8 protein-coding genes and 1 tRNA gene are annotated in these 12,791 nt (G+C 62.2%); all 9 read left to right on the forward strand.

From position 1 onward, the window contains the following. Window positions 1–77: 77 nt before the first annotated feature. Window positions 78–153: transfer RNA gene (locus tag HMPREF9440_RS00775), tRNA-Trp, on the forward strand. A gap of 170 nt (window positions 154–323) precedes the next feature. Next, window positions 324–707: a preprotein translocase subunit SecE gene (secE, locus tag HMPREF9440_RS00780; RefSeq protein ID WP_008540546.1), complete on the forward strand. Its 384-nt coding sequence runs from the start codon at window positions 324–326 to the stop codon at window positions 705–707. 21 nt (window positions 708–728) lie between these two features. Next, window positions 729–1,262: a transcription termination/antitermination protein NusG gene (nusG, locus tag HMPREF9440_RS00785; RefSeq protein WP_008540547.1), complete on the forward strand. Its 534-nt coding sequence runs from the start codon at window positions 729–731 to the stop codon at window positions 1,260–1,262. A gap of 134 nt (window positions 1,263–1,396) precedes the next feature. Beyond that, window positions 1,397–1,828 (forward strand): 50S ribosomal protein L11, encoded by a 432-nt coding sequence (gene rplK, locus HMPREF9440_RS00790; RefSeq protein WP_008540548.1) that lies wholly within the window; start codon window positions 1,397–1,399, stop codon window positions 1,826–1,828. Next, window positions 1,828–2,526 (forward strand): 50S ribosomal protein L1, encoded by a 699-nt coding sequence (gene rplA, locus HMPREF9440_RS00795; protein WP_008540549.1) that lies wholly within the window; start codon window positions 1,828–1,830, stop codon window positions 2,524–2,526. The genes rplK and rplA overlap by 1 nt, the downstream gene beginning before the upstream one ends. Before the next feature lie 493 nt (window positions 2,527–3,019). Then, window positions 3,020–3,547 carry a 50S ribosomal protein L10 gene (gene rplJ / locus HMPREF9440_RS00800; protein ID WP_040763150.1) on the forward strand — a complete coding sequence of 176 codons (528 nt, stop codon included), beginning with the start codon at window positions 3,020–3,022 and terminating at the stop codon, window positions 3,545–3,547. 47 nt (window positions 3,548–3,594) lie between these two features. Beyond that, window positions 3,595–3,972: a 50S ribosomal protein L7/L12 gene (gene rplL / locus HMPREF9440_RS00805; protein WP_008540551.1), complete on the forward strand. Its 378-nt coding sequence runs from the start codon at window positions 3,595–3,597 to the stop codon at window positions 3,970–3,972. 321 nt (window positions 3,973–4,293) lie between these two features. Then, window positions 4,294–8,457 carry a DNA-directed RNA polymerase subunit beta gene (gene rpoB / locus HMPREF9440_RS00810; RefSeq protein WP_008540554.1) on the forward strand — a complete coding sequence of 1,388 codons (4,164 nt, stop codon included), beginning with the start codon at window positions 4,294–4,296 and terminating at the stop codon, window positions 8,455–8,457. 15 nt (window positions 8,458–8,472) lie between these two features. Continuing rightward, window positions 8,473–12,765: a DNA-directed RNA polymerase subunit beta' gene (rpoC, locus tag HMPREF9440_RS00815; RefSeq protein WP_008540555.1), complete on the forward strand. Its 4,293-nt coding sequence runs from the start codon at window positions 8,473–8,475 to the stop codon at window positions 12,763–12,765. The last annotated feature ends 26 nt before the right edge of the window (window positions 12,766–12,791 follow it).

Here is a 12,791-nt window from a genome sequence, read left to right on the forward strand (position 1 = left end):
CGGCGCCGGCGTCGTCGCCTCGATCATCGAGTAATGATCACTGAAGTCGGCGAGGTTTCAACTTCGCCGACTCCGACAGGGGTATAGCTCAATCGGCAGAGCGACGGTCTCCAAAACCGTAGGTTGAGGGTTCGATTCCTTCTGCCCCTGCCAAAATTCAAAAGCCAGGACGCGAGAGCGTTCTGGCTTTTGTTTGTCCGGAAGACGCGAAAAATCCCCGCCGAAACGGCAACATCGGCGCGCCGGAACGGATAAAATCACAAGTTATTTCCGAATTCCCAATCCTCATCCGGAGCGACCCGCTCCGGCATCAAGGAACCGTGATGAACAACCAAAACGTGGAAACCGTCACGACGAAGTCCGACGTGATTCTCGTGACGCTGGCCGTGCTCTCCGCGCTCGCCGGCGTGATCGCCTTCGCGCTGCTCACCGAACAGCCGCTCTCCGTGCGTCTCGGTGTGCTCGCCGGCGGCCTCGTGCTCGCCGTGTTGCTCGCCTGGCTCTCGCCCTCGGGCAAGCGTCTTCTTGCCTACGGCCGCCAGTCCTACGAGGAACTCCGTCGCGTCGTCTGGCCCACCAAGAAGGAAACGCTCAACACGACCGGCATGGTGATGGCCTTCGTCATCGTCATGGCCTTCTTCCTCTTCCTGGTGGACAAGATCATCGAATGGGGCCTCTACGACGTGCTCCTTCGTCTCTCCATCTAACCGCACCCTTCGGAGACTCACATGAGCGAGAACATGAAGTGGTACACGCTGCACGTGTACAGCTCGATGGAAAAGAGCGTCAAGAACGCTCTTGAAGAACGCATCGCGCGCAGCGATCTGCGTGAGAGCTTCGGTCAGGTGCTTCTTCCGATCGAACGCGTGCAGGAAGTGCGCAACGGCCGCAAGGTCACGAGCGAACGCCGCATGTACCCGGGCTACGTCTTCATCGAGATGGAGATGAACGACGCCACGTGGCATCTCGTCAACTCGACGCCGCGCGTGATCGAATTCCTCGGGAACAACAACCCCGTGGTGCTCTCCGACGCCGAAGTCGCCAACATCATGAACGCGGCCTCGATCTCCGCCGAGAAGCCCCGTCCCAAGATCGAGTTCGAAATCGGCGAACAGGTCCGCGTCAAGTCGGGCGCGTTCAAGGACTTTACGGGTCGCGTCGACGCCGTCGACTACGACAAGAGCCGCTTGAACGTCTACGTTTCGATCTTCGGCCGCGACACGCCGGTCGACCTCGCCTTCAACGAAGTCGAGAAGATTTAAAAAAAGCGGGACTTTCGCTTGCACGGCAATTTCCGTGCGTGTATAGTCGCGCTTCTTGATTCACCTCACTGGGGAGCCGAACACGCCGAAGCCCGGCGTCGGAAGCGCTTGAACCCAAAAAGGATTTTTACCAAATGGCTAAGAAAATCGTCGGCTTTATCAAGCTGCAGGTTCCTGCGGGTAAGGCCAATCCTTCGCCTCCCATCGGCCCGGCGCTCGGCCAGCGCGGTCTGAACATCATGGAGTTCTGCAAGGCCTTCAACGCCAAGACGCAGGGCATGGAAGCCGGTCTTCCGATCCCGGTCGTGATCACGGCGTACGCGGACAAGTCCTTCACGTTCATCATGAAGACCCCGCCCGCCACGATCCTGATCAAGAAGGCGGCGAAGATCCAGAAGGGCTCCGCCCGTCCGCACACCGACAAGGTGGGCAAGATCACCCGTGCGCAGGCTGAAGAAATCGCCAAGACGAAGGAACCCGATCTTACGGCTGCCGACCTTGACGCCGCCGTCCGCACGATCGCCGGTTCGGCTCGTTCGATGGGCATCATCGTGGAGGGTATGTAATGGCTAAGCTTACGAAGCGCATGCAGGCCCTCCAGGGCAAGGTTGAGGCCGGCAAGGTCTACCCCGCCCTCGACGCGCTCAACATCGTCAAGTCCGCCGCGACCGCCAAGTTCGACGAATCGATCGACGTGGCGATCCAGCTCGGCATCGACCCCCGCAAGTCCGACCAGGCCGTCCGCGGCGCCGTCGTGATGCCGGAAGGCACGGGCAAGACCGTTCGCGTCGCCGTGTTCACGCAGGGCGCCAACGCTGACGCCGCCCGTGAAGCCGGTGCCGACATCGTCGGTTTCGACGACCTCGCCGCCAAGGTCAAGGCCGGTGAACTCGACTTCGACGTCGTGATCGCCTCGCCCGACGCCATGCGCGTTGTCGGTCAGCTCGGTCAGATCCTCGGCCCGCGCGGCCTCATGCCGAACCCCAAGGTCGGCACGGTCACGCCGAACGTTGCTCAGGCCGTCAAGAACGCCAAGGCCGGTCAGGTCCAGTTCCGCGCCGACAAGGCTGGTATCATCCACGCCCCGATCGGCCGTGCTTCCTTCGAAGCCGAACGCCTGCAGAAGAACCTTGCTGCGCTCATCGAGCAGCTCAACAAGCTGAAGCCCGCCTCCGCCAAGGGTCAGTACCTCCGCAAGGTCGCTGTCTCCTCGACGATGGGCCTCGGCGTGCGTGTTGACGTCGGTTCCGTCAACAACGCCTGATTGTCTTAAGACAGTCCGTTTTTCAGGGGCGAACACTCCTGCGGCGGCACGCTTCTACCAGGGCGTGCCGTCGAACCCTCCCCTCGGGGAGGGATGTTCATTGAGGTCGTGAGGCCTCAAGGGCTTTGGGTGGCCCCGTCGTCCATGCGGACGGCAGGGCTGCTGTCAAAGACCGCTGGAGAGCGTTCCGTGGACGCTGGTGCGGGAAGCGCGCAATTAGTGCGGCGCCCGCGACCGAAGAACGCTTTTAATTGTCTTGTGCCTCCCGCATCGGGCCCACTTCCGGCGCCGCGGGGGAGACCGCCAAGATGTCCAGCGCAGACGGCAACCGAAGAGAAATTGCGTTGTGTTTTAAGCGTCCGGACCCGTCCGATGGGGCAGGGAAGGACGAAGATGAATTCAGCTCAAAAACTCCCAGGATGCCGGTTTTTTGCGAACCGGTGCGGTTCGTCCGATCCGTCGGATGAGCGGCACTATTTCTAGGAGCCAGACCATGGGTCTTAATCGTCAAGATAAGGCTGCTGTCATCGAGGAAGTCTCCGGCATCGTCGCCGCTTCTTCCGCGATCGTCATCGCCGAATACCGTGGGCTGAGCGTTGAGGCCGTCACGAAGCTCCGCGCGGATGCGCGCAAGAACAACGTGACGTTGCGTGTTGTCAAGAACACGTTGGTGCGTCGTGCCGTGGAAGGCACGGAGTTCGCCGGGCTTGCCGACCAGTTCGTCGGCCCGCTCGTCTATGCGTTCTCCGCCGACCCCGTCGCCGCCGCCAAGGTTCTCGTCAACTTCGCCAAGGACAACGACAAGCTCGTTATCAAGGGCGGTGCGATGGCCAACTTCGTCATGGACGTGGAAGCCGTCAAGAACCTCGCCTCGATGCCGAGCCGCGAAGAACTCCTTGCCAAGTTGATGGCCACGATGAACGAGCCGATCGCGAAGTTCGTCCGCACCATCAACGAAGTCCCGGCGCGCTTCGTGCGCACCGTGGCTGCCGTGCGCGATGCCAAGGATCAGGCCGCCTGATCCTAAACAACCAATCAATTCACACTACGTAAATCTGGAGTCACAAAATGGCCCTTACCAATGAAGAAATCCTCGAAGCGATCGCTTCCAAGACCGTCCTCGAAATCTCCGAACTCATCAAGATGATGGAAGAGAAGTTCGGTGTTTCCGCCGCTGCCGCCGCCGTCGCCGTTGCCGCCGCTCCTGCCGCCGGTGCCGCCGCTGCTGAAGAAAAGACCGAATTCGACGTCGTTCTCGAATCCGCCGGTTCGAACAAGATCGCCGTGATCAAGGTCGTCCGCGAACTCACGGGCCTCGGCCTCAAGGAAGCCAAGGACCTCGTCGAAGGCGCCCCGAAGACCGTCAAGGAAGCCATGCCCAAGGCTGACGCCGAAGCCACGGCCAAGAAGCTTGAAGAAGCCGGCGCCAAGGTCGTCCTCAAGTAATTCAACAATTCTTCCGAATTGGTTGAAATGCCCGGGTGAAGCGAGCGATAATAACCGACCGCTTTGCCCAGGCTCTCAAAGCCTCCGAAAGGAGGCTTTGATCTTGCCCCCGGCAGACGATTTCCTACCGGAGCCCAGATCAAAGCCGCCTTGATGAACGCGTTTTATACTCAATCAAGTCGTTGCAACCTCTGCCGCGCGGACTCAGTCCAAAAACTGAAGTGCCGAGCGGCTTTTCGGCGTCCATAGTTTCCGCGTTCCTCAGGTCCGCCGCCTCATCCCCTCGTGTCCTTGGTGCCCCTAGTGCCGAACGGAGTCTCCATGTCGTACTCGTTCACTGAAAAGAAGCGCATCCGGAAGAGCTTTGCCTCTCGTCCGAGCGTCCTTGAAGTGCCCTCCCTGCTCGAAACCCAGCTTCGCTCCTACGAAGACTTCCTGCAGGACAACGTGCCCCCTGCCGCACGGAACAAAGACGTCGGTCTGCAGGCCGCGTTCACCTCCATCTTCCCGATCCTGAGCAACAACGGCTACGCCTGCCTCAAGTTCGAGGACTACACCTTGGCCGAGCCGGAATTCGACGTCGCCGAGTGCCAGCTGCGCGGTCTCACCTACAGCAGCCGCCTGCGCGCGAAGATCCGCCTCGAGATTTACGACCGTGACGCCGCCGAACCCGGCACGATCAAGGAAATCCGCGAAAACGACGTGTACATGGGCGAAATCCCGCTCATGACGGAGAAGGGCTCCTTCATCGTCAACGGGACCGAGCGCGTCATCGTCAGCCAGCTGCACCGCTCCCCCGGCATCTTCTTCGAGCACGACAAGGGCAAGACGCACTCGTCCGGCAAGCTTCTCTTCTCCGCGCGCGTGATTCCGTACCGCGGCTCGTGGCTTGACTTCGAATTCGACGCGAAGGACATTCTCTACTTCCGCGTCGACCGTCGCCGCAAGATGCCCGGCACGATCCTCCTGAAGGCCCTGGGCTACACCGCCGAGGAAATCCTCGAGCGCTTCTTCGAATTCGACCGCTTCAGCCTGAAGCCCCTGGGCGCGACGCTCCCCTTTGTGCCCGAGCGCATGAAGGGCCAGACGGTGTCGTTCGACATCGTCGACAACGAAGGCAAGATCATCGTGCCGCGCGACAAGCGCATCACGGCGAAGCACGTGCGCGACCTCGCCAAGGCCGGCATCTCCGAAATTCCCGTTCCGGACGACTACATCCTCGGCCGCACCCTCGCGAAGACCATCGTCGACGAATCGACGGGTGAGATCATCGCGAACGCCAACGCCGAAATCACGGATGCGGTCCTCGCGGCGCTGCGCGGCGCGGGCGTCGCCGAAATCGAGACGCTCTTCACGAACGAGCTCGACCACGGCGCCTACATCTCGCAGACGCTCCGTCTCGACGACACGCCCGACCAGTTCGCGGCACGCGTCTCGATCTACCGCATGATGCGTCCGGGCGAACCCCCCACGGAAGAAGCCGTGGAGGCGCTCTTCGACCGTCTCTTCTTCGACGCCGACGCGTACGATCTGTCGCGCGTGGGCCGCATGAAGGTCAACGCGCGCTTCGGCCGCGCCGAGCCCACGGGCCCGATGACCCTCACGAAGGAAGACATCGTCGACACGATGGCCATGCTCGTTGCGCTGCGCAACGGTCAGGATGAGGTCGAACTCATCGACGAAATGGGCGAAGTCCGCACCTGCGCCGTCAACGGCGTGGACGACATCGACCACCTCGGCAACCGTCGCGTCCGCTGCGTCGGCGAACTCGCCGAAAACCAGTTCCGCTCCGGCCTCGTGCGCGTTGAGCGAGCTGTGCGCGAACGCCTCAACCAGGCCGAAAGCGACGGTCTCACCCCGCAGGACCTCATCAACTCCAAGCCGATTTCGGCTGCGATCCGCGAGTTCTTCGGCTCGAGCCAGCTCTCGCAGTTCATGGACCAGACGAACCCGCTCTCCGAGATCACGCACAAGCGCCGCATCTCCGCGCTCGGCCCCGGCGGCCTGACGCGCGAACGCGCCGGCTTCGAAGTCCGTGACGTGCACTCCACGCACTACGGCCGCGTCTGCCCGATCGAAACGCCTGAAGGTCCGAACATCGGTCTGATCAACTCGCTCGCCCTCTATGCGCGCCTGAACGAGTACGGCTTCCTCGAGACGCCGTACCGCAAGGTCGTCGACGGCGTGGCGACCAACGAGATCCACTACCTCTCCGCGATCGAGGAAGGCAAGTACGTCATCGCTCAGGCCAACGCCGAGATGGACGAAACCGGCCGCCTCACGCAGGAACTCGTGAGCGCCCGCGACAACGGTGAAACGATCCTCGCCTCGCCCGACCGCATCCAGTACATGGACGTGGCGCCGTCGCAGATCGTCTCCTGCGCCGCGGCCCTCATTCCGTTCCTCGAACACGACGACGCGAACCGTGCCTTGATGGGCGCGAACATGCAGCGTCAGGGCGTGCCCTGCCTCCGTCCGGAAAAGCCCGTCGTCGGTACCGGCGTCGAGCGCACGGTGGCGGTCGACTCGAAGACCACGGTTCAGGCCCGCCGAGGCGGCGTCGTCGACTATGTCGACGCGAACCGCGTCGTCATCCGCGTGAACGACGATGAGAGCATCGCCGGCGAAACCGGCGTGGACATCTACAACCTGCAGAAGTTCACCCGCTCGAACCAGTCGACGAACATCAATCAGCGTCCGATCGTCGTCAAGGGCGACGTGGTCGCGAAGGGCGACGTCCTCGCCGACGGCGCTTCGACCGACACGGGCGAGCTCGCGCTCGGCCAGAACATGCTGATCGCGTTCATGCCGTGGAACGGCTACAACTACGAAGACTCGGTCTTGATCTCCGAGCGCGTGGTTGCGGACGACCGCTACACGTCGATCCACATCGAAGAGCTCAACGTCGTCTCCCGCGACACGAAGTTGGGGCCTGAGGAAATCACCCGCGACATCTCGAACCTCTCCGAGAACCAGCTCTCGCGCCTCGACGAATCCGGCATCGTGTACATCGGTGCGGAAGTCAAGGCCGGCGACGTTCTCGTGGGCAAGGTCACGCCGAAGGGTGAAACCCAGCTCACGCCGGAAGAAAAGCTCCTGCGCGTGATCTTCGGTGAGAAGGCTTCCGACGTGAAGGACACGTCGCTGCGCGTCCCCTCCGGCATGACCGGCACCGTGATCGACGTTCAGGTCTTCACGCGCGACGGCGTCAAGCGCGACAAGCGTGCCGAGAGCATCATCAACGAAGCGCTCAAGCAGTACCACCGCGACCTCGACGACCAGCTCCGCATCGTGGAGCGCGACGCCTTCGACCGTCTGCGCCGCCAGTTGGTCGGCCGCAAGGTCGTCGCGACGATGGCGCTCGAAGGTCTTGCGAAGGACCGCGTGCTCACGGCCGACGTGCTCGAACAGGTTCAGGGCTACGCGCTCCTCGACCTGCGCCTTGAGGACGAAGAAGGCATGCACTTCATCGAACTCACGCGCCAGACGATCGAACACACCCGCGAAGCCAACGCCGCGAAGTACAAGAACAAGTCCGAAAAGCTCACCCGCGGCGACGAACTCCCGCCGGGCGTGCTGAAGATGGTCAAGGTCTACATCGCCGAACGCCGCCGCCTGCAGCCCGGCGACAAGATGGCCGGCCGTCACGGGAACAAGGGCGTGGTCTCGAAGATCTGCCCGGTCGAAGACATGCCGTACATGGCCGACGGCCGTCCCGCGGACATCGTTCTCAATCCGCTCGGCGTGCCTTCGCGTATGAACATCGGCCAGGTGCTTGAAGTGCACCTCGGCTGGGCGGCGAAGGGCCTCGGCTGGCGCATCGAACAGATGTTGAAGACCGAGACCGTCCGCCAGATCCGCGAATTCCTCAACGAGGTCTACAACCGTACGGGCAAGACCGAGGATCTCGACAGCCTCACGGATGATGAAATCCTCGCGATGGCGAACAACCTCAAGAACGGCGTCCCGTTTGCGACTCCGGTCTTCGACGGCGCCACCGAAGAGCAGATCCGCATGATGCTCGACCTCGCGTTCCCGGACGACGAAGCCAAGCGCCTGGAGTTGACGCCCGCGAAGACGCAGGCGACGCTCTACGACGGCCGCACGGGCGAAGCGTTCGAACGTCCCGTCACGGTGGGCTACATGCACTACCTGAAGCTCCACCACTTGGTCGACGACAAGATGCATGCCCGCTCGACCGGCCCGTACTCGCTCGTCACGCAGCAGCCTTTGGGCGGCAAGGCCCAGTTCGGCGGCCAGCGTTTCGGCGAAATGGAAGTCTGGGCCCTCGAAGCCTACGGCGCGTCCTACGTGCTGCAGGAAATGCTGACCGTCAAGTCCGACGACGTGAACGGCCGTACGAAGGTCTACGAAAACCTCGTCAAGGGCGACCACAAGATTGAAGCCGGCATGCCCGAGTCCTTCAACGTGCTCGTCAAGGAAATCCGGTCGTTGGGTATCGACATCGACCTCGTGAAGAACTAAGAGGAAGCTTAAGCGATGAAAACTGCGCTTAATGACATTTTCAATCAGGTCCAGCAGGACGATCATTTCGATGCGATCCGCATCGGTCTTGCCAGCCCTGAGAAGATCCACTCCTGGTCCTACGGCGAAGTCAAGAAGCCGGAGACGATCAACTACCGTACCCAGAAGCCGGAGCGCGACGGTCTCTTCTGCGCGAAGATCTTCGGGCCGGTCAAGGACTACGAGTGCCTTTGCGGCAAGTACAAGCGTCTGAAGAACCGCGGCGTGATCTGCGAGAAGTGCGGCGTTGAAGTGACGCTCGCCAAGGTTCGCCGCGAACGCATGGGTCACATCGACCTGGCGAGCCCGGTCGCGCACATCTGGTTCCTGAAGAGCCTGCCGAGCCGTATGGGCATGGTGCTCGACATCCCGCTGCGCGACATCGAACGCGTCCTCTACTTCGAGGCCTACATCGTCGTCGACCCGGGTCTCTCCACGCTCGAGCGCGGCCAGCTCTTGACGGATGAGGAATTCATCCAGATGACGGCCGAATTCGGCGACGACTTCCGCGCCATGATGGGTGCGGAAGCCATCGGCGAACTTCTGCGCACGATCGACATCGACCGCGAAGTCGAAACGATCCGCGAAGAGCTCCGTGCGACGTCCTCTGAAGCGAAGATCAAGAAGTACGCCAAGCGCCTCAAGGTTCTCGAAGGCTTCCAGCGCTCGGGCATCAAGCCCGAATGGATGATCATGACGGTCCTGCCGGTGCTCCCGCCCGACCTGCGCCCGCTCGTGGCGTTGGACGGCGGCCGCTTCGCGACCTCGGACCTGAACGACCTCTACCGCCGCGTCATCAACCGAAACAACCGTCTGAAGCGCCTTCTCGAAATCAAGGCGCCGGACATCATCGTGCGCAACGAAAAGCGCATGCTGCAGGAAGCCGTGGACTCGCTCCTCGACAACGGCCGCCGCGGCAAGGCGATGACCGGGGCGAACAAGCGTCCGCTCAAGTCCTTGGCCGACATGATCAAGGGCAAGTCGGGCCGCTTCCGTCAGAACCTTCTCGGTAAGCGCGTCGACTACTCCGGCCGTTCCGTGATTACGGTCGGTCCGGAACTGCGTCTGCACCAGTGCGGTCTGCCGAAGCTGATGGCGCTTGAGCTCTTCAAGCCCTTCATCTACAACAAGCTCGTGCTGCGCGGTCTCGCGCCCACGCCGAAGGCCGCCAAGAAGATGGTGGAAAACCAGGAAGCGGTGGTCTGGGACATCCTCGAAGAGGTGATCTTCGAGCATCCCGTGATGCTGAACCGCGCTCCGACGCTGCACCGTCTCGGCATTCAGGCTTTTGAGCCCAAGCTCATCGAAGGCAAGGCCATCCAGCTCCACCCGCTCGTCTGCGCGGCGTTCAACGCCGACTTCGACGGTGACCAGATGGCCGTCCACGTTCCTCTGTCGCTCGAAGCCCAGCTCGAAGCCCGCAGCCTGATGATGGCTTCGAACAACGTGCTCTTCCCGGCGAACGGCGATCCGTCCATCGTGCCCTCTCAGGACATGGTGCTCGGTCTCTACTACGCCACCCGCGAGAAGATCAACGGCAAGGGCGAAGGCATGTTCTTCGCGGACGTCGCCGAAGTTCAGCGCGCCTGGGACAACAAGGTCGTCGAACTTCAGACGCGCTGCACGGTGCGCATCAAGGAATACGACCTCAACAAGGAAACCGGTGAGAAGACGCCGAAGATCGTCCGCTACGAGACGACCGTCGGCCGCGCGATCCTTTCCGAAATCCTTCCGGAAGGCATGAGCTTCAAGGAGCTCAACGTCACCCTGAAGAAGAAGGAAATCGGCCGCCTCATCAACCGCTGCTTCCGCCAGTGCGGTCTGCGTGCGACGGTGATGTTTGCCGACAAGCTCAAGGACAACGGCTATCGTCTGTCGACGCGCGCCGGCATCTCGATCTGCGTGGGCGACATGACCGTCCCGGCGCAGAAGGAACAGCTCGTGCGCGCCGCCGAACAGGAAGTGAAGGAAATCGAGGCGCAGTACACCTCGGGTCTCGTCACGCAGGGCGAACGCTACAACAAGGTCGTCGACATCTGGGGCCGCACGTCGGACCAGGTCGGCAAGGTGATGATGCAGGAGCTCTCGACCGAGCCCACGATCGACCGTCACGGCAAGAAGGTCCGTCAGGAATCCTTCAACTCCGTCTACATGATGGCCGACTCGGGTGCCCGAGGCTCTGCCGCGCAGATCCGTCAGTTGGCCGGCATGCGAGGCCTGATGGCGAAGCCGGACGGCTCGATCATCGAAACGCCGATTACCGCGAACTTCCGCGAAGGTCTGAACGTTCTGCAGTACTTCATCTCGACCCACGGTGCCCGTAAGGGTCTCGCGGACACGGCCTTGAAGACCGCGAACTCCGGCTACCTCACGCGCCGTCTCGTCGACGTCACGCAGGACTTGGTCGTGGTCGAAGACGATTGCGGCACGAAGAACGGCGTCGAAATGCGCGCCCTCGTCGAAGGCGGTGAAGTCATCCAGGCTCTGCGCGACCGCGTGTTGGGCCGCGTGACGGCCGAAGACGTGATCGACCCGGATTCGAACCAGGTCGTGATCGCCGCGGGCACGCTGATCGATGAAGACTGCTGCGATCTGATCGACGAACGCGGCATCGACATGGTCAAGGTGCGCACGCCGCTCACCTGCGAAACGCGCTACGGTCTCTGCGCCAAGTGCTACGGGCGCGACCTCGGCCGCGGCTCGCTCGTCAACGCGGGCGAATCCGTGGGCGTCATCGCCGCGCAGTCGATCGGCGAACCGGGCACGCAGCTCACGATGCGTACGTTCCACATCGGTGGTGCGGCGTCGCGTGCGGCGGTCGCCTCGAGCGTCGAAGCGAAGTCCGCGGGTACGGTGTCGTACTCGGCCGGCATGCGCTTCGTGAAGTCCGACAAGGGCGAACTCGTCGTGATTTCGCGTTCCGGCGAAATCGTCATCACGGACCACGGCCGCGAACGTGAGCGCCACAAGGTGCCCTACGGCGCGACGCTCCTCGTCAAGGTCGACCAGCCGATCAAGGCCGGTCAGCAGCTGGCGACGTGGGACCCGATGACCCGTCCGATCATTTCGGAATACGCCGGTACGATCAAGTTCGAGAACGTGATCGAGAACGTCACGGTGATGAACCAGGTCGACGAAGTGACGGGTCTTTCGAGCCTCGTCGTCATCGACCCGAAGAAGTCTTCCGCCAAGAGCGGCAAGGGTTCGAGCGCGGGCGTGCTCCGTCCGTTGGTCCACCTCCTCGACGAAAACGGCAACGAAGTCAAGATCCCGGGTACGGACCACGCCGTGACGATTCAGCTGCCGGTGGGCGCCTTCGTGGTCGTCCGCGACGGTCAGCAGATCGGCATGGGTGAGGTGCTCGCACGCATCCCGACCGAATCCCAGAAGACCCGAGACATTACCGGCGGTCTGCCGCGCGTCGCGGAACTCTTCGAAGCCCGTTCCCCGAAGGACGCCGGCATGCTCGCCGAAGTCACGGGTACGGTCACGTTCGGCCGCGAAACGAAGGGCAAGCAGCGCCTGATCATCACGGACAGCGAAGGGAACACGTACGAAACCCTCATCAGCAAGGACAAGACCGTGCTCGTTCACGACGGCCAGGTCGTCCAGAAGGGTGAGGAAATCGTCGACGGTCCGGTCGATCCGCACGACATCCTGCGACTCCTCGGCATCGAAGAGCTCGCGCGCTACGTCGTCGACGAAGTCCAGGACGTGTACCGTCTGCAGGGCGTGAAGATCAACGACAAGCACATCGAAGTCATCGTCCGCCAGATGCTCCGCCGCGTTCAGATCGCCGATCCGGGCGACACGAACTTCATCATGGGCGAGCAGGTCGAACGCAGCGAGATGCTCGACGAAAACGATCGCGTGATCGCGCTCGGCAAGCGTCCCGCCACGTACGAAAACATCCTGCTCGGCATCACGAAGGCCTCGCTCTCGACGGACAGCTTCATCTCGGCCGCGTCCTTCCAGGAAACGACCCGAGTGCTCACCGAAGCCGCCATCATGGGCAAGCGCGACGAACTGCGCGGCCTGAAGGAAAACGTGATCGTCGGCCGCCTGATCCCGGCCGGTACCGGTCTCGCGTACCACAAGGCGCACCGCGCGAAGGAACTCGCGGAGAAGCTGGAACGCGTCACGCAGGAATTCGTTCCGCAGGACGTCGAACCCTTCGTCAATCCGGAGATCCCCGCCGAACCCGCTTCGGATCCGTTCTTCTTCACGACCTACCAGGCGCCTGAGGAAGAGGGCGGCGACAAGGCCTAAGGACTAGTAAGGGAATAACGTGTAAT

Source organism: Sutterella parvirubra YIT 11816 (assembly GCF_000250875.1).
Taxonomy (GTDB): Bacteria; Pseudomonadota; Gammaproteobacteria; order Burkholderiales; family Burkholderiaceae_F; genus Sutterella; species Sutterella parvirubra.

Excerpts from the sequence above, each read along its gene's own strand:
- rpoC (WP_008540555.1), top strand. The coding sequence starts at position 8,473 with ATGAAAACTGCGCTTAATGACATTTTCAATCAGGTCCAGCAGGACGAT.
- rplL (WP_008540551.1), top strand. The coding sequence starts at position 3,595 with ATGGCCCTTACCAATGAAGAAATCCTCGAAGCGATCGCTTCCAAGACC.
- rplK (WP_008540548.1), top strand. The coding sequence starts at position 1,397 with ATGGCTAAGAAAATCGTCGGCTTTATCAAGCTGCAGGTTCCTGCGGGT.
- nusG (WP_008540547.1), top strand. The coding sequence starts at position 729 with ATGAGCGAGAACATGAAGTGGTACACGCTGCACGTGTACAGCTCGATG.
- rplA (WP_008540549.1), top strand. The coding sequence starts at position 1,828 with ATGGCTAAGCTTACGAAGCGCATGCAGGCCCTCCAGGGCAAGGTTGAG.
- rplJ (WP_040763150.1), top strand. The coding sequence starts at position 3,020 with ATGGGTCTTAATCGTCAAGATAAGGCTGCTGTCATCGAGGAAGTCTCC.
- rpoB (WP_008540554.1), top strand. The coding sequence starts at position 4,294 with ATGTCGTACTCGTTCACTGAAAAGAAGCGCATCCGGAAGAGCTTTGCC.
- secE (WP_008540546.1), top strand. The coding sequence starts at position 324 with ATGAACAACCAAAACGTGGAAACCGTCACGACGAAGTCCGACGTGATT.